Raw genomic sequence first — 20,966 nt, 5'->3', positions numbered from 1 at the left:
TGGCGTGGTGGGTGGTTTGTCGTTTGGCTCCCCGCCCGACCTAACCCGCGTTACCACTCACGACCGGGGTGGCCGGCATTGTCGACAAGTCGGTGCTCGGCTTCCCTCGGGTGGCCACCCTTCGCGTAAGAGGATCTTGCGCACTTCCGCCGCCACCGCGCATGGTGACGATCGAACGTCCTGCCAGCCGTAGACGAGGCGCGCTCGCCCAGCGAGTTCGGCAGCGTTGTCCCTGCGACGGTCGCGGAATGCGACGCCGCCGGTTGCGTGTGTGGCTCGACCGTCGAGCCGGATCGTGACTGCGGCGCCGTGGACGTCATAGGTGACGTCCTCCCACAATGTCTTCCCGTCGACGATGAAGGGCGTCTGTCGTTCGCCGCGAGGTAGCCCGTGGCGGTCCTCGACGTTCTCGAGGTATTCGACTTCCAGCGCGGACATCAGCCCGGCGGCGACGAGAGCGAGTCCACGGCGAATGGCGGCACGATAGCGGTACGGCGGCCGCAGCAGCAGGCAATCCTGAACGTCGTTGACGGGGATCGAGCTCCGGCTCACCAGGTCGACGACGAGCAACGTCGCTTCTCGTGCGGTCGGCTGTGAAACCGCCAGGTCGAGAATGGTGTCGGGTCCGCGGGTCCGGGCTGGTGTGGTCGCCAGCGTCGTGTACCGCAGCGCTCGCGAACGGTGGACGACGACGAGGGGACGTTGCGAGATCGCGGAACTGGTGTACGGCACGGTGATCTCCACCGGCCGATCCGCCAGGGGTATCAGCCCCCATTCCTCCGCTGCCGTGTGGTGGCTGAGGACGGCGTTCGCGCCGCCGTAGAGCAAAGCCGCGAAGAAGCGGGCGGGCCGGGGTAACTCTCCGGTGAATGTCGCGTAGACCCGTGGTAGCACGCGTTGCCACCGGCCGGCCTCGACGTTGGCCTCGATGTCCGCTCTGGTGTGGCCGAACGAGCGGAGCTGTTCACCGCTGACGACACCGTGTTGGGCGTCGAGCAGCGGTTGCCAGCCGAGGCGGGCTCCGTCCGGTATGCGGTCGGCCGACCAGCGTGTGTGCAGGGGCATGTCTCGACCATGGCGCCTTCAGACACGCGGTGGTGAGCACAACCTGAATCTGTGGATAACCGAAACCGATGTGGACAAGTGTCGTGAGTGGTAAGGCGGGTTAGAACCCGCCTTACCACTCACGAGCGCGGGAGGCTATTCCTGGAGGGAGAGGGCCTGGCTCGGGCAGACGTGCACCGCTTCGCGGGCCTTCTCGACCAGCTCCCCCTGCGGCTGGTCGTCGAGCACGATGACCGTGCCGTCCTCCTCGCTCTGGTCGAACAGCGACGGCTCGGTGAGCACGCACTGACCGGCGCCGACGCACTTGCCGGTGTCCGCGATGATCTTCATGGTCCTCTTCTCCTGTGGTGGTTTGGCAGTTCGTCTCTACCAGGTCACCGGCAGCCGGTACAGGCCGTAGATGGCCGCGTCGTCCTTGAACGGCAGGTCGTCGACCGGCGCGGCCAGCTTCAGGCCGGGAATCCGGCTGAAGAGCGTGTCGAAGACGATCTGCAGTTCCATCCGGGCGAGGTTCTGGCCGAGGCACTGGTGCGGGCCGAAGCCGAAGGCGACGTGGTGCCGCGCGCCGCGTTCGATGTCCAGTTCGTCGGGATTTTCGAACGCCGCTTCGTCGCGGTTGGCCGCGTAGCCCAGCGCCAGCACACCCTCGCCCGCCCGGATCAGCTGCCCGCCGACCTCGGCGTCCTCCACGCACAGCCGCGCCGTGGCGGCGTCGACGATGGTGAAGTACCGCAGGAGCTCCTCGACGGCGTCGAGCGTCTTGCCCGGGTCGTCCTTGACCAGGGCCAGCTGGTCCGGGTTCTCCAGCAGCCCGACCGTGCCGAGGGAGATCATGTTCGCCGTCGTCTCGTGCCCGGCCAGGAGCAGCAGGAACCCGGTCGCGGCCAGCGCGGGCCGCCGGTAGGTGCCCTCTTCGCGCAGCTTGACGATCTGCCGGCCGAGCAGGTCGTCCGGCGGGTTGTCCTCCTTGCCGGCGATGAGGTCGCTCATGTAGCCGCGGACGGACTCGACCGCGGCCCGCCGCTCCAGCGGGGGCGTGTCGCGCTTGATCAGCTTCGCCGTCTGGGTCTGGAAGAAGTCGTGGTCGGCGTACGGCACCCCGAGCATCTCGCAGATGACCAGCGACGGCACCGGCAGCGACAGCATCTCGACCAGGTCACCCGGCTTCGGGCCGGCCAGCAGCGCGTCGATCCGCTCGTCGACGATCTCCTGGATCCGCGGCCGCAGCGCCTCCATCCGGCGCACGGTGAACTCGCCGAGCACGGCCTTGCGGGCCGGCCCGTGCTCGGGCGCGTCCATGGTGATCATGGTGCGCTCGTCGTCCGGCCGCCGGAGGCCCGGCACCAGCTGCGGGAAGTCCGGGTGCTGCCGGTCGGCGCTGAACCGCCGGTCGTTCAGCACGGTCCGGACGTCTTCGTGCTTGCTGACCACCCAGGCCTGCTTGCCGGCGGGCAGCCGCACCCGGGTGACCGGCTCCTCCTCGCGGATCTCGGCGTACGCCGGCGGCGGCGCGAACGGGCAGGTCCGGGTCATCGGGAACTCGTGGACGGCGGTCATGGCGTCCCCCTCACCAGGTCACGGGCAGGCAGTAGAGGCCGAAGATCGACGAGTCGTGCTTGAACGGCAGCTGGTCCACCGGCGCGGCCAGCTTGAGGTCCGGGATGCGGCGGAACAGCGTGTCGAAGACGATCTGCAGTTCCATCCGGGCGAGGTTCTGGCCGAGGCACTGGTGCGGTCCGAAGCCGAAGGCGACGTGGTGCCGGGCGCCGCGCTCGAGGTCGAGCTCGTCGGCGTTCTCGAACGCCTCGGCGTCGCGGTTGCCGGAGTAGCTCAGGCCGAGCACGCCCTCGCCCGCGCGGATCAGCTGCCCGCCGATCTCGACGTCCTCGGTGGCCACGCGCGAGGTCGCGAACTCGGCGATGGTGAAGTACCGCAGCAGCTCCTCGACGGCGTCGAGGGTCTTGCCGGGGTCGTTCTTGATGATCGCGAGCTGGTCCGGGTTCTCCAGGAGGGCCACGGTGCCGAGCGAGATCATGTTCGCCGTCGTCTCGTGCCCGGCGAGGAGCAGCAGGAAGGCGAGGGAGACCAGCGAGTCGTGGTCGGCTTCGCCGTGCTCTTCGCGCTGCTTGAGGACCTGGCGGCCGAGCAGGTCGTCGGTCGGGTTCTTCTCCTTCTCGGTGACCAGCTCGTCGAGGTAGTTCTGCAGCTCTTCCACGGCCTGCATGCGCGCTTCCTGCGTCACCTCGCGGTTGAGCAGGGTGGAGCTGCGCGTCTGGAAGAAGTCGTGTTCGGCGTACGGGACGCCGAGCTGCTCGCAGATGACCAGCGACGGGACCGGCAGCGACAGCGCCGAGACCAGGTCCGCGGGCTTCGGGCCGGCCAGCATCGCGTCGATGTGCTCGTCGACGATCTGCTGGATCCGCGGATGCAGCGCCTTCATGCGCTTGACGGTGAACTCGCCGACGACCTCGCGGCGGGCGGCGCCGTGCTCCGGCGGGTCCATGTTGATCAGGGACGCGGTGAAGCGGCGGCGCTGCGGACGTCCCTCGCGCGTCAGGATCGGGAAGCCCGGGTTGAACCGGTCGGAGCTGAACCGCGGGTCGTTGAGCACGGTCCGGACGTCCTCCAGCCGCGTCACCGCCCACGCCTCCTGGCCGGACTGCAGGGTGACGCGGTGGACCGGGCCGGCGTCGCGCAGCTCCTCGTACGCCGGCGGCGGGGCGAACGGGCAGGTGCGGGCCAGCGGGAAGGTCTCGTCCCGGGTTGCGGGCTCGACCAGATCAGTCATTTCGGACCCCCTAAATCGGACGGAAAGTATGCGGAGGATTACATTCCGGTTCTCTAGCCCAAGGTACCGAAGCGGAAGGATGTCGTCCACTAGATGCCGCCTACCCATTCGAGGAGGCGGTGTGTGGCCGGTTGACCGTGCGAGAATCACCCCGCGCGATTCAGCGGAAGGCGAACGGCATGACGGCAGACCCCGAGACCACCCTGCGGGCGGACGCGCGCCGCAACCGCGACCAGATCCTGGCCGCCGCGAAGAGCATCTTCGCCGCTTCCGGTCCCGAGGTGCCGATGGAGGAGATCGCCCGCGCGGCCGGCGTCGGCGTCGGCACGCTGTACCGCCGCTTCCCGGACCGCGACGCGCTGGTCCGCGCGGTCGCGATGGACAACTTCGAGCGGGTGCTGATCGACGCGCGGGTGATCGCGGCGGAGGAGACGTCGTCGTGGCGCGCGCTGGAGCGGCTGCTGCGGCAGTCGGTGGAGCTGCAGCTGAGCGTGCAGCTGGCGATGGTGTCGCACCGGGCCCTGGTGATCCTCAAGGGCGACCCGGAGGTCCGCCGGCTGCGCGACGAGATCCTGGCGGTCCTCGACGGCTTCGTCGACGGCGCGCAGGCCGAGGGCAAGCTCCGCGACGACGTCGGCTCGGGTGACATCGCGATCCTGTTCGCCACGCTGCTGCGCCAGGCGCGCGCGAAGACGCCGGAAGTGGCCGAGATGGCGGCGCGCCGGTGTGTCGGCATCATGATCGACGGCCTCAGCGCGCGGCCGGGTACCGAGCTGCCGGGCCGTCCGATCACTTCCGGCGACCTCGACCCCGACTGATTTCGCGGATTTCCGTGTTAGGGTTCCGCCTCGTTCTGCCGGAATTGCAGCTGCGGGCGGGAAAATGCGACGAAGAACGCTGGCCGTGTTGTTGGCGATTTCCTTCCCGGTGCTCGCCGGGTGCGGCGGCACGCCCGTCGACGGCGTGGCGGCCGCATCGCCGCCTTCGCCGGTGACCTCGTCCTCTTCGTCACCGGCGCCGGTCTCCTCTTCGTCGTCGCCGACGCCTTCGACGTCCCGAACTGCACCTCCGCCGACGCCGACCCCGCCGTCGGCCACGCCGGTGCGGAACTGCCGCACCCCGGAGTTCACCACCAGCGACCCCGACGGCGGCTGGACGGACGGCGGCTACTACGTCCACAACAACATGTGGAACGCCGAAGAAGCGGGCCCGGAAACACTGCGGGCGTGCGCGTACGACAACTGGTACGTCGATTCCACCCAACCCGATTCGACGTCGGTGAAAACCTATCCGAACGTGCACAAGGACATCAACAATCAGAACGGGAAACCGTTCAACGACTATTCGGTGATCGCATCGACGTTCGCCGGCCGCGGCCCCGGGGTGGGCGTCTACGACGTGGCGTACGACCTGTGGCTGAACGGCGTGGGCAACGGCGCCGGCGTCAGCGAGCTGATGGTCTGGACGGAGAACCGCAAGCAGGTCCCGGCGGGCGACAAGCTGACGACGTACACGGCGGGCGGCTTCACCTACGACGTCTGGGCGGACGACGAGGGGTACGTGGCGTTCGTGTCCCGCTCGACGCAGTATTCGGGCAGCGTCGACCTGAAGGCGATGATCGCCTGGGCGATCGGCAAGGGCCTGATCCCGCCCAACCCGACGGTCAACCAGATCGGCTACGGCATCGAGTTCTGTTCGACCGGCGGCGGCAAGGCGCGGTTCACGCTGTCGGACTTCTCGGTGACGATGAGCTAGTCGTGAGTGGTAAAGAGGGTTCTAACCCTCCTTACCACTCACGACCGGCGGGAGCAGGATTCCGCTCAGACGCCCAGCGGGTGCCAGACCGTCTTCGCCTCCAGGTAGCGCCGCAGGCGGGTGAGATCCGGCGCTGCCGTCCAGTCCGGCTCCGCGTCCGGGACTGTCAGCACCCTCTTCACCGTGTTCGCCGCTTCGCGGGCCAGCCCCGGGCGGTCGGCCGGGGCCGCTCCCGTCGGGTCCAGGGCGTTGACGTCGCCGTGCGAAGCCAGCCACGGGCCCAGCTCGGCCGCCCGGCCGGTCAAGATGTTCGCCACGCCTCCCGGGACGTCGGAGGTCGCCAGGACCTCCGACAGCGTGATCGCCGGCAGCGGCCGCTCCGCGCTCGACACCACCACCGCCGTCGAGCCCGTCGCCAGGACCGGGGCCAGCACCTCCACCAGCCCCAGCAACGACGAGGCCTGCGGCGCCAGGACGCCGACCACGCCCGTCGGCTCCGGGACCGTGAACGAGAAGTACGGGCCCGCCACCGGGTTCGCCGCGCCGAGGACCGTGGCGATCTTGTCCGTCCAGCCCGCGTACCAGACCCAGCGGTCGATCGCCGCGTCCACAAGGGACTCGGCCTTCTTGCCGCCGAGGCCTTCCGACGCCGAAACCTCGGAAACGAACTGGTCGCGGCGGCCCTCCAGGACCTCGGCCACCCGGTAGAGCACCTGGCCGCGGTTGTACGCCGTCGCCGCCGACCAGCCGGGGAACGCCTTGCGCGCGGCCACCACCGCGTCGCGGACGTCCTTGCGGGACGCGTGGGCCGCGTTCGCCAGGAACTTGCCCTTGCCGTCCGTCACCGGGTACACCCGGCCGGACTCCGAACGAGGGAACTTGCCGCCGATGTACAGCTTGTACGTCTTCGCGACGGAGATTCGGTCAGACATTCAGGTACGCCTCCAGCCCGGTGCGGCCGCCTTCGCGCCCGAAGCCGGATTCCTGGTAGCCGCCGAACGGGGCGGCGGGGTCGAAGCGGTTGAAGGTGTTGGCCCAGACCACGCCGGCGCGCAGCTGGTTCGCCATCCACAGGATCCGGGAGCCCTTTTCGGTCCAGATGCCGGCCGACAGCCCGTACGGCGTGTTGTTCGCCTTCGCGACGGCCTCGTCCGGCGTGCGGAACGTCAGCACCGACAGCACCGGGCCGAAGATCTCCTCGCGCGCGATCCGCATCGACTGGTGGACGTTCGCGAACACCGTCGGGGCGAAGAAGAACCCGCGGTCCGGGACCGGGCACGGGCTGGTCCAGCGCTGCGCGCCCTCGGCGTCACCCGACTCGACGAGCCCGCGGATCTTCGCCAGCTGCTCGGCGGAGTTGATCGCCCCGATGTCGGTGTTCTTGTCCAGCGGGTCGCCGATGCGCAGGGTCGAGACGCGGTAATGCAGCTTTTCGAGGACCTCTTCGGCGATGGACTCCTGGACCAGCAGGCGCGAGCCCGCGCAGCAGACGTGGCCCTGGTTGAAGAAGATGCCGTTGACGATGCCCTCGACGGCCTGGTCGAGCGGCGCGTCCTCGAACACGATGTTCGCCGCCTTGCCGCCCAGCTCGAGGGTCAGCTTCTTCGCCGTGCCCGCGACCTGGCGCTGGATCGCCTTGCCGACCTCGGTCGAGCCGGTGAAGGCGATCTTGTCGATGTCGGCGTGCTCCACGATGGACGCGCCGATGTCGCCCGCGCCCGGGAGGATGTTCACCACGCCCGGCGGCAGCTCGGCCTGCTGGCAGATCTCCGCGAAGACGAGCGCGGTGAGCGGCGTCGTCTCGGCCGGCTTCAGGACCACGGTGTTGCCGGTGGCCAGCGCCGGGGCGATCTTCCAGGCCAGCATCAGCAGCGGGAAGTTCCACGGGATGATCTGCCCCGCGACACCGAGCGGCTGCGGGTTCGGGCCATAGCCCGCGTACTCGAGCTTGTCGGCCCAGCCCGCGTGGTAGAAGAAGTGCGCGGCGGCCGTCGGGACGTCGGAGTCGCGCGACTCCTTGATCGGCTTGCCGTTGTCCAGGCTCTCCAGCACGGCGAGCTCGCGCGAACGCTCCTGGATCAGCCGCGCGATGCGGAAGAGGTACTTCGCGCGCTCGGTGCCCGGCATCTTCGACCACACGGAGTTGTACGCCTTGCGCGCGGCCTTCACCGCGATGTCCACATCGGACTTCGACGCGGTGCCGACCTCGGCGAGGACCTCTTCGGTGGCCGGGTTGATCGTCTTGAGCGGCTCACCCGAGCCGTCGACGAACTCGCCGTTGACGAACGGCTTGTAGGAATCCTTGAGGTTCGCGATGGCGCGCGATTCGGGCGCCGGTGCGTACTCGAAAACAGGCATCAGTCCACCGTCACGTAGTCGGGGCCGCTGTAGTGGCCGTCCACCTGGGTGCGGCGCTGCAGCAGCAGGTCGTTGAGCAGGCTGGACGCGCCGAAGCGGAACAGGTCCGGGGTCAGCCACTGCTCGCCGGCGACCTCGTGCACGGCGACCAGGTACTTGATCGCGTCCTTCGTGGTCCGGATGCCGCCCGCGGGCTTGACGCCGCGCAGCTCGCCGGTCTGGCCGTGCCAATCGTGGACGGCCTGCAGCATGATGTGCGTGACCGGCAGCGTCGCGGCGGGGGAGACCTTGCCGGTGGAGGTCTTGATGAAGTCGCCGCCGGCCAGCAGCGCCAGCCACGACGCGCGCCGCACGTTGTCGTAGGTTGCCAGCTCGCCGGTCTCGAGGATGACCTTCAGGTGCGCGTCGCCGCAGGCTTGTTTCACCGCGCGGATCTCTTCGAAGACGGCCATGTACCGGCCTTCGAGGAAGGCGCCCCGGTCGATCACCATGTCGACCTCGTGCGCACCGGCCTCGACGGCGATCTTCGTGTCCGCCAGCTTGATCTCGCGGCTGGTGCGCCCGGCGGGAAACCCGGTGGCGACGCTGGCGACGTGCACGCCGCTGCCCTTGAGCGCTTCGACGGCGGTGGCGACCAGGTCGGGGTAGACGCAGACGGCGGCGACGCGCGGGGTGTCCTGGCGCTCCGGATCGGGGCGGACGGCCTTCGCGGCCAGCGCCCGGACCTTGCCCTGGGTGTCGGCGCCCTCCAGGGTGGTCAGGTCGACCATGGAGATGGCGGTGTCGATGGCCCACCGCTTGGCGTCCTTTTTGATGCTGCGCGTGCCGAGGCCCGCCGCGCGCTGCTCGACGCCGACCTGGTCGACACCGGGCAGCCCGAGCAGGAAGCGGCGCAGGCTCGCGTCATCGCGAGTCGCGTCCACCAGCGGCGCCGGGGTGGCCGGCGCCGCTGACGTGCTGGTCGTGGCTGTCATGCGCCTGAGTCTAGGCGGCGGGTCCGACAGCGCGCGGCGCCCGGAAGCGGGTCACCCGGTGTGACGCTTCAGGCAGCGAGTGTCACCTCCGTCAAGCGCCCCAATGTGGCGTTGGTTGCGTCTGACGCACCGAACGCCACATTGGGGCGCTCGGGGCCGGGCGGGGCGAGGGGCTCCTCTAAGCCCCTTCGATCTGCGGCGGCTCGGTCCGCTTCGCCGGCTTCCGGTACACGACGACGCCGCCCCAGAACGCCAGGCCGTTGATCTTCACCGTCGGGGCCGTGGGCGGCGCCGGGGGTGCTCCCGACTTGTCCTCCAGCACGAACCCGCCCATCAGGCCCAGGCCCGTGACGTCCACGTTGATGTCGTCCGGGACCGTGATCTGGATGCCGCCCATGATGGCCACCGCGGTGATCGTGCAGTGGCGGTCGGCGAAGCGGGCCTGGCGCAGGTCGATCTCCGCGCCGCCCCAGAACGCGAAGCTGTTGTGCTGCGGGGGCAGGACCCAGCTGCCCTTGCGGACCGCTCCCGACAGCACGCCGATCGACACCGGGCTGCCCGGGTGGCCGCCGATGCGCTGGTCCGGGAAGCCGAGCGCGCGCGTGGTCGCCGGCTCGATCGCCGCCGCCGACGACGGCAGGTCCGCCGTCACCGGCTTCAGCTCGCCCAGCGTCTTCGCCGCGTAGACGGTGGTGAGCCGCTCTTCCAGCTCGTTCACCGTGATCCGGCCCTCCGCGAGGGCGTTGTGCAGCACCTGCGCGACGCGTTCACGGTCCGCGTCGGAAGCCCGCATCTGGTCGGGCGTCAGTTCGCTCACCCGGCGCAGCTTATCGGCGAAAACCACCCTGCGTGTCCTTCTTCCGGAGGACACTGGGCGAATGGTGGAATTCCCGGACGGCACCCGCGTGGACGGACGCGGGCTGGCCCGCCCGCGCCCCGACGGACCCCCGCCCGATTTCGGCCTCTACCTGGGGACGAGCCGGCTGCGGCGCAAGCACGGCGGGGGCATCGCCTGGCCGCACGAATGGGTCACCTGGCCCGACTTCCTGCTGCCCACCCGGCCCGCCGACGCCCGCGAAAAGATCAAGGCCCTCCACGAACGGGCGAAGGCCGAAACCGTCGAAGTCGCCTGCTACGGCGGCGCCGGACGGACCGGCACGGTGATGGCCTGCCTGGCGATCCTCTCCGGCGTCCCCGTCGAAGAAGCCGTCGCGTGGACACGAGCGCACTACAACGAGCGAGCCGTCGAAACGCCCTGGCAGCGCGGCTGGGTGAAGAGCTTCGCGAAACGGCTAGATTGACCCGCATGGATGTGCACGTCGTCGACCACCCCCTCGCGAAGGCCCGGCTCTCCACGATGCGCGACGCGCGCACCGACAGCGCCGCGTTCCGGGCCGCGCTGCACGAGCTGACCGTCATGCTGGTCTACGAAGCCACGCGCGGCGTGCCGGTGAAGATCGAGAAGATCCACACGCCGGTCGCCCGCACCGACGGCTACAAGCTCGCGAAGCCGCCGCTGCTGGTGCCGGTGCTGCGGGCCGGGCTGGGCATGGCCGACCAGGCGCACAAGCTGATCCCGGACGCGCAGATGGGCTTCGTCGGCCTGGCGCGCGACGAGGAGACGCTCAAGCCGACGCCGTACCTCGAATCGCTGCCGGAGTCGCTCGCCGACCGGCCGGTGCTGGTGCTCGACCCGATGCTCGCCACCGGCGGCTCGATGGAGTACACGATCCGCCTGCTCACCGACCGCGGCGCCGACGACGTCACGGCGATCTGCGCGCTGGCGGCCCCGGAAGGCCTGGCGCACCTGGAGAAGACCGGCCTGCCGGTCCGGGTCGTCACCGCGAGCATCGACGAGCGCCTCAACGACTCGGGCTTCATCGTCCCGGGCCTCGGCGACGCGGGCGACCGCCAGTACGGCGCCGTCTGAGCCGGTGCCGGTCCTGAAGTGGCGGTGGATCGCCGTGACCGCCGTCGCGGTCGCGGCCGTCACCGGGGCCCTGCTCTGGCTGTTCCTGGCCTGGTCGGGACGCCCCGAGGCGCCGGTCCGGATCGACGCGGTCAAGACGGCGTTCGGCATCGGCGCGGGCGCGGGCGGCGTGTTCGCGCTGTGGCTCGCGACGCGCCGCCAGCGCACGCTCGAGCTCCAGCTGGCCGAGACGACCCGCGTCGCGTCCGTGACCGAACGGGACCTGGAGGAGCGCCGGGTCACCGAGCTGTACACGAAGGCCGTCGAGCAGCTGGGCAGTGAGAAGGCCCCGGTGCGGCTCGGCGGGCTCTACGCGCTCGAGCGGCTCGGGCAGGACAACCCGAAGCAGCGCCAGACGATCGTCAACGTCTGGTGCGCGTACCTGCGGATGCCGTTCGACGGCCCGGAAGAAGGCATCCGCGGTGCCGACGCGGTGCGGCGCAAGGACGAGACGCCCGAGTACGACGGGGCGGAGCTGCAGGTCCGGCTCGCCGTCCAGGAGCTGCTGCGGACGCACCTGCGCCGCGACGATCCCGCGTTCTGGCCGGGCCTGTCCGTCGACCTGCAACGCGCGGAGCTGGTCGACTTCCGGTTCAGCGGCTGCGAGGTGCAGGCCGCGGACTTCAGCCACGCCCGGTTCGTCGGCGCGGTGCACATGCAGCAGACCACCTTCCACCAGCGGGTGGGGTTCTACGGCACGGAGTTCACCGCGCTGGCGAACTTCGACCGGTCGGACTTCGCCGAGGGGGCCTTCTTCTCCTGGGCCGAGTTCCGCGGTGCCGCCCGGTTCGCGCGGACGTCCTCGACCGGCGGCCTCCGCTTCCACCACGCGCGGTTCGCCGCCGAGGCGGTGTTCGAGCGCAGCAAGCACGAGTTCGACCTCGAAGGCACCGCGTTCGCGAGGGAATCCGATCGGCCGCACAACAATTCCGGTGCGGCCGGCCACTGAGGGGTGTGACCAGCCAAGCGACGGGGGCGCCGGTGGACGACCGCGCTCTGTGGGACCGGGCCGCCGAGGGCGACCAAGTGGCCTTCACCGAGCTCTTCGAGCGGCACGCCGAGGCCGTCTGGAACCACGCCTACCGCCTGACCGGCTCGTGGGCCGGTGCCGAAGACCTGACTTCGACGACCTTCCTGACCGCCTGGCGCCGCCGCGCCGACGTGACGCTGGTGCGTGACAGCGCACTGCCGTGGCTCTACACCGTCGCCGGCAACGCGGCCCGCGACGAGCATCGCGGCGCGCGAAGGCGGCTGCGGCTGCTGCGGAAGATGCCGGACCCACCGGTCGTGTCCGACCACGCCGACGCCGTCGCCGACCGGCTCGACGGCGAGCAGCGGCTGCGCGAGGTCGTCGAGGCCGTCCGGACGCTGCCGAAGGCGCAGCGCGAGGTCGTCGAGCTGTGCCTGCTCGGCGACCTGAGCGCCGGAGACGCGGCCGCGCTGCTGGCCGTCGCCGAGGTCACCGTCCGCGCCCACCTGTCCCGGGCCCGCGCCCGGCTGCGCACCCTGCTGGAGGAGAAATGAGCGACGACCTCGGCCTGCCGCTCCGGCGGAAGCTGCCGGACGACGTCCGCGCGCGGTTGCGGGAGGAAGTCCGCCGGGGGATGGGGAAGCGCCGTCCGGCCCGCGTCCGGTACGTCGCCGCCGCGGCGGCCGTGGTCGCGCTGGCCGCGGGGGCGATCGTCGCGACGCAGGTGTTCCGGCACCAGCCCGTGGCCGAGCCCGGCCCGCCGGCGCCCCCGGACGTCTTCAACCCGCTCACCCTCGACGCGGCGGTGGCGACCTCGTCCCTGGACCGCTGCTGGGCCGCGGTGCAGGCGGCGGGCAAGACCGGCCGCGTGCCCCCGCGGCAGAACTGGGTCCCCGTGTTCACCGAGGTCTTCCAGACCGACTCGGTGGTCGCGGCGACCGCCGACGGCAAGCCGATGTTCTGCGAGACCACCGAGACGACGGTGACGCTGTCGGACCCGGCCGCCACTCCGGCCTACACCCCGGGCACGCGCACGGGCCTCCTGCTCCACAGCGCGACCGGGATGGTCGGCGGGATCCTCGCCCCCGGCGGGGAGGGGAGCTACCTCGACGCGGAAACCGAGGGCGGGGAGAGCGGCATGTCGCGGATCTCGTTCTCCCCGGTCACCCGCCAGTTCACCGGCGTGACCCGGAGCGACCCGGCGCGGACGACGCTGTCCATCGGCAAGCCGATGGAACCGGGCGTGCGGCTGCCCGCGGCGCCCCCGCCCCTGCTCGCGGTCGCCGACCGGCCGGTGACCGCCGACCGGACGTCGGCCGCGGGCCGCGCGCTGGGCGACTGCCTGGCGGCGGCGGAGATGGAGGCGATCCCCGACCCCGCGGCGTACGAACCGGGGCCGCTGCTCGACTCGGACGGCTACCGGGTGGTCCTCGGCCGCCGCGGCGACCGGTTCGTGGTCTGCACCACCGAGCCGGACTACCGGCGGCCGGGGAAGCTGCGGGTCCGCACCCTGCCCAGCGGCCCGCCGCCGGAGGCCCCGCCGGCGTACCCCTTGATCGTGGACACCCTGGGCCGCGAAACGGGTGGCCCTCCGGCGACGGATCGCCGCCCGTTCGCCGCGGCGCTGCCCGCGACCGCGGCGACGGCGGTCGTCGACTTCGGGAGCGAGGGGAAGATCGAAGCCCACGTGGTGGCCGGCATGGTCGTCGTGTGGGACCCCGAGAACGTCAAGATCTCCGCGGAAACCAAGGTCCGGGTGACGGCGCGGGACGCGAAGGGCGCGGTCGTCTACGACGGCTCGGTGCCGGTGATTTGAGGCCGCAGCCAGCCGGAGGCATTCGCCCGCAGGGCGGCTTCGTAGGAGGCCGTGACGTCGAACTCCTCCGGCAGGTTGCCGGCCAGTTCCAGGGACACCAGGCCGTGCACGATGGCCCAGCAGCCGACCGCGACCGTCTCGGGCGGGACGTCGAGGAAGACGCCGTCGGCGATCGCGCGGCGGATGATCCGCTCCAGGGGCTTGAGGGTGTCGCGGGCGAGCTTCTCGGCGTCTTCGTTCGGCTCGAACCCGGGCACCGACTTGGTGAACATGATCCCGTAGAGGTGCGGGTCGGCCAGCGCGCTCGTGCGGTAGGCGCTGCCGAGCGCGACGAGGTCCTCGACGGCGTCACCGGTCAGCGGTGTCCCGGCCATCCGGGCGCCGAAGCGGCGGAAGCCCTCGGTGTAGAGGGCGTTCACCAGGTCGGGTTTGCTGCCGAAGAGCGAGTACACGGCGGTGGTCGACGTCCCGGCGTCGGCGGCCAGCTTGCGCAGGGAAAGCGCCTTCGGCCCGTCGGCCGCGAGGAGCTCGCCGGCCCGGTCGAGCAGCTTGAGCCGGAGCGCTTCGTCGTGCGTGCGGGGTCGCGCCATGCGCCGAGCGTATCGGAACAGTGTTATGGAAGGCCAGCGCGCGGATTTGACCTGGAGTGCACTCCAGGTCGTACTGTCGGGCCATGAGCTACTCGATAGCGGAAGCCGCGCGACGTAGCGGACTGTCCATCGACACCCTCCGGTACTACGAGCGCATCAAACTGCTCGACCCGCCCGCGCGGGACGCCGCGGGCCGCCGGGCCTATTCCGACGACGACCTCAACTGGCTCGGTTTCCTGACCAAGCTGCGCACCACCGGGATGCCCATCAAGAGCATGCGCGAGTACGCGTCGCTGCGCCGCCACGGCGTCGCGAGCGCGGGCCGCCGCAAGGCCCTGCTGGTGGAGCAGCGCCGGTCGGTCGCCGAGCGGATCGCCGAGCTGCAGGGCTGTCTCGACATCCTCGACTACAAGATCGAGAACTACGCCCAGGTCGAGCGCAACGTGCTCGGCGTGGAACCCGGTATGGAGGAGATTTCCGCGTGAAGAACAGGAAGCTGGGCGGCCTGGAAGTCGGCGCCCAGGGGCTCGGCTGCATGGGGATGAGCCAGGCCTACGGCGTCCGCGACAACGACGACGAGTCGATCGCGACCATCCACCGGGCGCTCGAACTCGGGGTGACGCTGCTGGACACCGCGAACGTCTACGCGAACGGCGTCAACGAGGAACTGGTCGGCCGCGCGATCGCCGGCCGCCGCGACGAGGTCGTGCTGGCGACGAAGTTCGGCATCGTGTGGAACGACGGCGCGATGGGCGCCCGCGGCGACGCTTCCTACGTGAAGCAGAGCTGCGACGAGTCCCTGCGCCGGCTCGGCGTCGACCACATCGACCTGTACTACCAGCACCGCGTCGACCCGGACACGCCGATCGAGGAGACGTGGGGCGCGCTGGCGTCGCTGGTGGAAGCCGGAAAGATCCGCTACGCCGGGATTTCCGAGGCGAGCGCGGCGACGATCCGGGCCGCGCACGCGGTGCACCCGGTGACGGCGCTGCAGAGCGAGTGGTCGCTGTGGACCCGCGGGATCGAGGGCGAGGTCCTGGCCACGTGCCGCGAGCTCGGCATCGGGATCGTCCCGTTTTCGCCGCTGGGCCGCGGGTTCCTGACGGGCGCGGTGAAGTCGGTGGCGGACCTGCCGGAGGACGACATGCGCCGCGGTCTGCCGCGCTTCGCCGAGGGCAACTTCGAGCGCAACATGGCGATCGTCGAGGCGCTGCGCGAGCTGGCCTCGGACAAGGGCGTCACGGCGGGGCAGCTGGCGCTGGCGTGGGTCCAGTCCCAGGGCGAGGACGTGGTCCCGATCCCGGGCACGAAGCGCCGCAAGTACCTCGAGGAGAACGTGGCCGCGGCATCCCTGGAGCTGACGGCGGACGACCTGGCGGCCATCGCGGCCGCCGCGCCCGCGGACGCGATCGCGGGGGAGCGCTACCCGGAACGGCTCGCTCGCGCCGCCGGGAAGTAACTCACGGCTTCTGAGGCTTTTCTGAGATCTCCGGAGCAGGCTCGGCGCCGATCATGCGATCGGTGCCGAGCCCCAGGAGGTCGTTGTGGCGGAGGAAGTGCTCGATTATCTGGTCGTCGGGGCCGGGCCGGCCGGGTTGCAGCTGGCGCAGCACCTCGGCCACGCCGGGCACCGGTACCTCGTGCTGGAGGCCGGGTCCGCGCCCGGGCACTTCTTCGAGACCTTCCCGCGGCACCGGACCCTCATCTCCATCAACAAGAAGCACACCGGGTACAGCGACCCGGAGCTGCGCATGCGGATGGACTGGAACTCGATCCTCGCCGACGGCGACGACACCCCCGTCCTCTTCACCGACTACAGCGAAAAGCTCTTCCCGGACGCACCGGACTTCCTGCGCTACGTCGCCGATTACGCGGCGAAGTACCAGCTGAACATCCGTTACGACACCCGGGTGACGCGCATCCGCCGCGAAGGCGGAATTTTCGTCCTCACCGCCGGGGAAACCGAATTCCGGGCCCACCGGCTGATCATGGCCACCGGCGTCACCAAGCCGTACATCCCGCAGTTCCCCGGCGTCGAGTTGATCGACCAGTACGTGGACGTCGACGTCGACCCGGCGAACTTCATCGACCAGCGCGTCCTGGTGCTCGGCAAGGGGAACTCCGCCTTCGAGACCGCGGACAACCTGATCGAAACCGCCGCCGTCGTGCACGTCGGCGGGCCGCGGCCGGTGAAGCTGGCCTGGCGCACGCACTTCGTCGGCCACCTCCGCGCCTACAACGCGGGCATTCTCGACATGTACCAGCTCAAGCTGCAGCACGCGATCCTCGACGGCGACGTCCGCGAAGTCCGCAAGGACGCCGACGGCTACCACGTCAAGTTCGCCTTCGCCCGCGCCGACGAGGTCGTCAAGGAAATCCGCTACGACCGCGTGATCGGCTGCACGGGCTTCCGGTTCGACGCCTCGCTCTTCGACGAGGACTGCCGCCCGGAACTCACGATCGACGACCGGTTCCCCGCCCAGACCGCGAACTGGGAGTCGGTCAACGTGCCCGGCCTCCACTTCGCCGGCACGATCACCCAGGTCCGCGACTTCAAGAAGGCCACCAGCGCCTTCATCCACGGCTTCCGCTACGGCGTCCGCGCGCTGGCCAAGGTGCTGAACGAGCGCTACCACGACGTCCCGTGGCCGCACACCGAACTGCCCGCCAAACCGGACGCCCTGACCGAGGCCGTGATCACCCGGATCAACCGGACTTCCGCGCTGTACCAGCAGTTCGGCTTCCTCGGCGACGTCGTGGTCGTGGACGGCGACACCGCCCGCTACCTCGAAGAGGTGCCGGTCGACCGGGTCCTCGAGAACCCGCCGGCCGACGCCTACGTCGTCACCCTCGACTACGGCCCGGACCACGACAAGGTCGACCCGTTCGACTTCGTCGCCCGCGCCGCCCAGGACAAGGCCAACGACCACGGCGAAGGGCACTACCTGCACCCGATCGTCCGGCACTACCGCCGCGGCGAGCTGGTCGCCACCCACCACGTCACCGAGAACCTCGAAAACGAGTGGGACAAAGAGGTGCACGTCGAGCCACTGACCGCCTTCTTCACGCGGGAGCTCTGATGCGCACGGTCGCGGAGTTGGAGGCGGCGGCCCGCGAGCGTCTCGACCCGGCGCACTACGACTACTTCGCGGGCGGCGCGCAGGACGAGATCACCCTGCGCGAGAACGAAGAAGCGTACCGGCGCCTGCGCCTGGTCCCCCGGGTGCTGCGCGGCAGCGACAAACGGGACCTGAGCATCGAGCTGCTCGGGACGCCGTCCTCGATGCCGATCCTCGTCGCGCCCACGGCGTTCCACCGGCTCGCGCACCCCGACGGCGAGCTCGCCACCGCGCGGGCCGCGGCGCGGGCGGGCACGATCATGATCGTCAGCATGGCCTCGACCACGGCCATCGAGGACGTCGCCGCGGCCGCCCGGGAGGTCGCGCCGGACCCGGGCCTGTGGTTCCAGCTCTACCTGCAGCCGGACCTGGAGTTCACCGAGGCGATCGTGCGGCGCGCCGAAGCCGCGGGGGTGAAGGCGTTCGTCGTCACCGTCGACTCGCCCGTGCTCGGCCGCCGCGAACGCGACGACCGCAACGCCTTCCACGACCTGCCGGCCGGCCTGTTCGTCGAGAACCTCCGCAACATCGGCGAAAACCGCAGCGGCGGGAACACCAGCCACGTCCGCGAGATCGTCATGTCGGCCGGGCTGAACTGGGACCACATCGCGTGGCTGCGGTCGAAGACCAAGCTGCCCGTGCTGATCAAGGGCGTCCTCCACGCCGAGGACGCGCGGCTCGCCGTGCACCACGGCGTCGCCGGCCTCGTCGTGTCCAACCACGGCGGCCGCCAGCTCGACACCGTGCCCGCCACCATCGACGTGCTCCCCGAGATCGCCGCGGCCGTCGGGGGTGCGCTGCCGGTCCTGCTCGACGGCGGGATCCGCCGCGGCACCGACGTCGTCAAGGCGCTCGCCCTCGGCGCGGACGCGGTCGGCGTCGGCCGCCCGGTCGTGTGGGGGCTGGCCGCGGGCGGCCGCGAAGGCGTCTCCGAGGTGCTGGAAATGCTGCGGGCCGACTTCGACCAGGCCCTGGCGCTGTGCGGCGGGCGGCACCCGGCCGACCTCACCCCCGACCAGGTGCGGCGGTGATCGGCAAGGCGGCCGCCGCACTGGCGGTCCTGTCCGCGCCGGCCTGGCTGCCGCGGCGGGTCGTGGCGCTGCGGATGAAGATCTTCGCGCTGGTCAACGGCCAGGACGCGGTGACGATCCCGGGCCCGCAGGTCGGCGTCGGCGACTTCAAGCGCGTCTACGCCGACCCCGCCGCGAACGGCCGCAGCCGCGGCGCCGCGCTGTCGGACCTGTTCTGGTACTGGCTCGCGCCCGGCCCGCAGGTGCACCAGGAACACCTCGAGGCCGGCCCGCGCTACGACGAGGTCGCCAAGTGCACCCGGCACATCCTCGTCCGGTCCAAAAAGGACTCCGAGGAGCTGGCCCGGCGGGTCGCCGCGCACGTGCTCGACGACCTCGAGCCGGGCCTGGTCCGGCTGCGCGACGCGATGATGCCGATCTGGGCCGAGCTGTACCACGAGCTGGTGTTCGAGGAGCCGTGCCCGCCGGAGGCGCGGGACCTGATCGTCGGGCACGCCGACGACGTGGTCTCGGCGCTGAAGTGCGTGCGCCCGCGGAACATGCGGCGCCGGGCCCGGCTGACGGAGTACCTGCGGCGGCGCCTCGGCGACGTCCCGCACCCGCTGCCGCCGTCCCTGACGCCGGAAGAGCAGGTGTACTACCTGCAGGGCACGTTCTTCAACACGGCCGTCGTGCAGATGTCCGAAGCGATGGCGCATCTGCTGATGATCATCGCCCGGTCCCCGGACACCCAGCGGCGGCTCGCCGAGCACCCGGAGGACATCGACGCCGTCATCGACGACGGCCTGCGCGCGTACCCGCTGTTCGGCATCGCGCACCGGATCTCCACCGCGGACATCGAGCTGGACGACCTCACCATCCCGGCCGGGACGGTGCTGTGCTTCAGCTACCCGGACTTCGCCGAGCAGGCCGCCAAGGAGGACTTCATCCCGTTCGGCGTCGCGCAGAACCGCGCCTGCCCGGCCCGCGGCCTCGCGCCGCCGACCATGCGGGTCGTGACGCAGGAAGTGCTGCGCCGCTTCAGCCTCGCCTCGACGGCCGCGCACACGCGCTCGATCCCCAACCGCGGCCCGGCCCTGCTCACCCCCCGAGGCGCCCGCCCGCGGCGCGCGGCCCTCGTGTGGCTCGGGGTCCGCGACCGCTGGGAAGACGTCTGGCGCAGCTTCGCCCAGCTCGTGTTCGGCACCTACATGGTCCTCGACGCCCGTCATCAAGCCCTGTGCTCGACCTACTTCGCCGGAGGCAACCGATGAGCCCGTCCGAAGCGGCACCGGTCTTCTTCCTCGCCGTCGTGGCGATCCTCGTGGTGGTCCGGCTGGTCTGCCTGGTCGCGGTCAAGCTCGGCCAGCCGCCGGTGGTCGGGGAGATGATCTCCGGGGTGCTGCTGGGGCCGTCGCTGCTCGGGTTGCTGCTGTCGGACGTGCAGGAGGCGCTGTTCCCGGACGGCATCCGCCCGCTGCTCTACGTCGGCGGCCAGATCGGCCTGGTCATCTACATGTTCGGCGCCGGCTACGAGTTCAACGTGGGCAGCATCCGGGACTCGCGGAAGTCGGTCGCGGCCGTCTCCGCGGCCGGGACGCTGGTGCCGCTGGCGCTCGGCGTCGGCGTCGCGGTGGTCGGCACGACGTGGGTCGGCATCGGCAAGGAAGGGGTCTCCCCGGTGACGTCGGCGGCGTTCGTCGGCGTGGCGCTGGCGATCACGGCGTTCCCGATGCTGGCGCGGATCATCACCGAACGCGGCATCGCCGCCACGAAGTTCGGCTCGCTGGCCCTGGCCTGCGGCGCGCTGGACGACGTGCTGGCGTGGCTGCTGCTGGCGGTCGTCCTGGGCATGCACGCCGGGTCGGCCGGGCCGGTGGCGCTCGCGCTGGGCGGCGGGGTGCTCTTCGCCGGGCTGGTGTTCATCGTCGGCCGGCGGTTGCTGGCGAAGGTGATGAAGAGCGAGCGCATGGGGGTCGACCAGCGGGTGCTCGTCACCGCGATGACGTTGTTCGCCGCCGCCTGGTTCACCGACATGATCGGCCTCTACGCGGTGTTCGGCGCGTTCTGCGTCGGGATCGCGTTCCCCCGGACACCCGCCGCCGACGCCGTGCTCGCGAAGATCATGCCGATCGGCCGGATCGTGTTCCTGCCGCTGTTCTTCACCTACTCCGGCCTGAACACGCGGTTCGCGCTGCTCGCCGACCCGAAGCTGCTCGCCTTCGCGGTGCTGTGCGTGGCGGTCGCGATCATCGGCAAGCTGGGCGCGTCCTGGGGCGCGGCCCGGCTGGCGGGGGAGCCGCCGGCGATCGCCACGCGCGTCGGCGTGCTCGTCAACGCGCGCGGGCTGATGCAGCTGATCGCGCTCAACGTCGGGCTCGCCGCGGGAATCGTCTCGCCGGCGTTGTTCACGGTGCTGGTGCTCGTCGCCCTGGTCACCACGATCATGACCGCGCCGGTGCTGGCCTGGCTCGACCGGCGCGATGCCCGCAAGGGGAGCACCGAGGTACTCCTGACGGCCGAACCCGTGCCGATCACCGGGAAAAGTTGAT

The 20,966-nt window shown here is 70.8% G+C and carries 22 protein-coding genes; 13 read left to right on the top strand and 9 right to left on the bottom strand.

What is annotated here, in order from left to right:
- Positions 1 to 57: 57 nt before the first annotated feature.
- The 4 genes from ACWEF6_RS36030 to ACWEF6_RS36015 all read right to left on the bottom strand — a co-directional run bounded on the left by ACWEF6_RS36030 (position 58) and on the right by ACWEF6_RS36015 (position 3,853).
- Positions 58 to 1,065, bottom strand: a complete 1,008-nt coding sequence (locus ACWEF6_RS36030; RefSeq protein WP_449687033.1) for a hypothetical protein — start codon at positions 1,063 to 1,065, stop codon at positions 58 to 60.
- Between the two features lie 135 nt (positions 1,066 to 1,200).
- Positions 1,201 to 1,395 carry a ferredoxin gene (locus ACWEF6_RS36025; protein WP_013222786.1) on the bottom strand — a complete coding sequence of 65 codons (195 nt, stop codon included), beginning with the start codon at positions 1,393 to 1,395 and terminating at the stop codon, positions 1,201 to 1,203.
- Between the two features lie 36 nt (positions 1,396 to 1,431).
- Complete coding sequence (locus tag ACWEF6_RS36020; RefSeq protein ID WP_449687032.1) at positions 1,432 to 2,622, bottom strand: cytochrome P450; 1,191 nt, start codon at positions 2,620 to 2,622, stop codon at positions 1,432 to 1,434.
- Positions 2,623 to 2,632: 10 nt separating this feature from the next.
- The gene (locus ACWEF6_RS36015) at positions 2,633 to 3,853 is read right to left on the bottom strand and encodes a cytochrome P450 (RefSeq protein WP_449687031.1); all 1,221 of its coding nucleotides are present in this window, start codon (positions 3,851 to 3,853) and stop codon (positions 2,633 to 2,635) included.
- Positions 3,854 to 4,032: 179 nt separating this feature from the next.
- On the opposite strand from ACWEF6_RS36015, the gene ACWEF6_RS36010 reads away from it, so the two are divergent.
- Both ACWEF6_RS36010 and ACWEF6_RS36005 read left to right on the top strand, forming a co-directional pair.
- Entirely contained in the window at positions 4,033 to 4,671 is a 639-nt protein-coding gene (locus ACWEF6_RS36010) for a TetR/AcrR family transcriptional regulator (protein WP_449687030.1), read from the top strand.
- 64 nt (positions 4,672 to 4,735) lie between these two features.
- The gene (locus ACWEF6_RS36005) at positions 4,736 to 5,608 is read left to right on the top strand and encodes a GH12 family glycosyl hydrolase domain-containing protein (RefSeq protein ID WP_449687029.1); all 873 of its coding nucleotides are present in this window, start codon (positions 4,736 to 4,738) and stop codon (positions 5,606 to 5,608) included.
- A gap of 65 nt (positions 5,609 to 5,673) precedes the next feature.
- On the opposite strand, the gene ACWEF6_RS36000 is transcribed toward ACWEF6_RS36005, so the two are convergent.
- The 4 genes from ACWEF6_RS36000 to ACWEF6_RS35985 all read right to left on the bottom strand — a co-directional run bounded on the left by ACWEF6_RS36000 (position 5,674) and on the right by ACWEF6_RS35985 (position 9,733).
- Positions 5,674 to 6,540, bottom strand: coding sequence for an aldehyde dehydrogenase family protein (locus ACWEF6_RS36000; protein ID WP_449687028.1), 867 nt, complete (start codon positions 6,538 to 6,540; stop codon positions 5,674 to 5,676).
- Entirely contained in the window at positions 6,533 to 7,966 is a 1,434-nt protein-coding gene (locus ACWEF6_RS35995; RefSeq protein WP_449687027.1) for an aldehyde dehydrogenase family protein, read from the bottom strand. Before ACWEF6_RS35995 ends, ACWEF6_RS36000 begins: the two co-directional genes overlap by 8 nt.
- A complete protein-coding gene (gene deoC, locus ACWEF6_RS35990) occupies positions 7,966 to 8,940 on the bottom strand; it encodes a deoxyribose-phosphate aldolase (RefSeq protein ID WP_449687026.1) in 975 nt (324 codons plus the stop codon). The genes ACWEF6_RS35995 and deoC overlap by 1 nt, the downstream gene beginning before the upstream one ends.
- A gap of 178 nt (positions 8,941 to 9,118) precedes the next feature.
- Positions 9,119 to 9,733, bottom strand: coding sequence for a DUF1707 SHOCT-like domain-containing protein (locus ACWEF6_RS35985; RefSeq protein WP_449687035.1), 615 nt, complete (start codon positions 9,731 to 9,733; stop codon positions 9,119 to 9,121).
- An 85-nt stretch (positions 9,734 to 9,818) separates the two neighbouring features.
- Here ACWEF6_RS35985 and ACWEF6_RS35980 point away from each other — a divergent pair, with 85 nt between their 5' ends.
- The 5 genes from ACWEF6_RS35980 to ACWEF6_RS35960 are packed head-to-tail and all read left to right on the top strand — an operon-like array spanning position 9,819 to position 13,695.
- Positions 9,819 to 10,241: a protein-tyrosine phosphatase family protein gene (locus ACWEF6_RS35980; RefSeq protein ID WP_449687025.1), complete on the top strand. Its 423-nt coding sequence runs from the start codon at positions 9,819 to 9,821 to the stop codon at positions 10,239 to 10,241.
- Between the two features lie 5 nt (positions 10,242 to 10,246).
- The gene (gene upp, locus ACWEF6_RS35975) at positions 10,247 to 10,870 is read left to right on the top strand and encodes a uracil phosphoribosyltransferase (RefSeq protein ID WP_103340972.1); all 624 of its coding nucleotides are present in this window, start codon (positions 10,247 to 10,249) and stop codon (positions 10,868 to 10,870) included.
- 34 nt (positions 10,871 to 10,904) lie between these two features.
- Entirely contained in the window at positions 10,905 to 11,858 is a 954-nt protein-coding gene (locus ACWEF6_RS35970) for a pentapeptide repeat-containing protein (protein ID WP_449687024.1), read from the top strand.
- Positions 11,859 to 11,863: 5 nt separating this feature from the next.
- On the top strand, positions 11,864 to 12,433 hold the full coding sequence (locus ACWEF6_RS35965; protein ID WP_449687023.1) for an RNA polymerase sigma factor: 570 nt from the start codon (positions 11,864 to 11,866) through the stop codon (positions 12,431 to 12,433).
- The gene (locus tag ACWEF6_RS35960; protein WP_449687022.1) at positions 12,430 to 13,695 is read left to right on the top strand and encodes a hypothetical protein; all 1,266 of its coding nucleotides are present in this window, start codon (positions 12,430 to 12,432) and stop codon (positions 13,693 to 13,695) included. Before ACWEF6_RS35965 ends, ACWEF6_RS35960 begins: the two co-directional genes overlap by 4 nt.
- Here ACWEF6_RS35960 and ACWEF6_RS35955 read toward each other — a convergent pair.
- The gene (locus ACWEF6_RS35955; protein WP_449687021.1) at positions 13,668 to 14,285 is read right to left on the bottom strand and encodes a TetR/AcrR family transcriptional regulator; all 618 of its coding nucleotides are present in this window, start codon (positions 14,283 to 14,285) and stop codon (positions 13,668 to 13,670) included. The two genes, ACWEF6_RS35960 and ACWEF6_RS35955, sit on opposite strands and share 28 nt — an antisense overlap.
- A gap of 83 nt (positions 14,286 to 14,368) precedes the next feature.
- Between ACWEF6_RS35955 and ACWEF6_RS35950 the strand changes: the two genes are divergently transcribed.
- From ACWEF6_RS35950 to ACWEF6_RS35925, 6 genes are all read left to right on the top strand, one after another.
- Positions 14,369 to 14,770 carry a MerR family transcriptional regulator gene (locus ACWEF6_RS35950; protein WP_310971071.1) on the top strand — a complete coding sequence of 134 codons (402 nt, stop codon included), beginning with the start codon at positions 14,369 to 14,371 and terminating at the stop codon, positions 14,768 to 14,770.
- Positions 14,771 to 14,820: 50 nt separating this feature from the next.
- Positions 14,821 to 15,744 carry an aldo/keto reductase gene (locus tag ACWEF6_RS35945; protein WP_449687034.1) on the top strand — a complete coding sequence of 308 codons (924 nt, stop codon included), beginning with the start codon at positions 14,821 to 14,823 and terminating at the stop codon, positions 15,742 to 15,744.
- Positions 15,745 to 15,829: 85 nt separating this feature from the next.
- The gene (locus tag ACWEF6_RS35940) at positions 15,830 to 17,365 is read left to right on the top strand and encodes an NAD(P)-binding domain-containing protein (RefSeq protein WP_449687020.1); all 1,536 of its coding nucleotides are present in this window, start codon (positions 15,830 to 15,832) and stop codon (positions 17,363 to 17,365) included.
- On the top strand, positions 17,365 to 18,435 hold the full coding sequence (locus ACWEF6_RS35935; RefSeq protein WP_449687019.1) for an alpha-hydroxy acid oxidase: 1,071 nt from the start codon (positions 17,365 to 17,367) through the stop codon (positions 18,433 to 18,435). The genes ACWEF6_RS35940 and ACWEF6_RS35935 overlap by 1 nt, the downstream gene beginning before the upstream one ends.
- Positions 18,432 to 19,688: a cytochrome P450 gene (locus ACWEF6_RS35930; RefSeq protein WP_449687018.1), complete on the top strand. Its 1,257-nt coding sequence runs from the start codon at positions 18,432 to 18,434 to the stop codon at positions 19,686 to 19,688. Before ACWEF6_RS35935 ends, ACWEF6_RS35930 begins: the two co-directional genes overlap by 4 nt.
- Complete coding sequence (locus ACWEF6_RS35925; protein ID WP_449687017.1) at positions 19,685 to 20,965, top strand: cation:proton antiporter; 1,281 nt, start codon at positions 19,685 to 19,687, stop codon at positions 20,963 to 20,965. The genes ACWEF6_RS35930 and ACWEF6_RS35925 overlap by 4 nt, the downstream gene beginning before the upstream one ends.
- Position 20,966: the final 1 nt, after the last annotated feature.

This window comes from Amycolatopsis sp. NPDC004772 (assembly GCF_053601215.1).
This window is presented reverse-complemented; position numbering and strand designations above follow the sequence as displayed.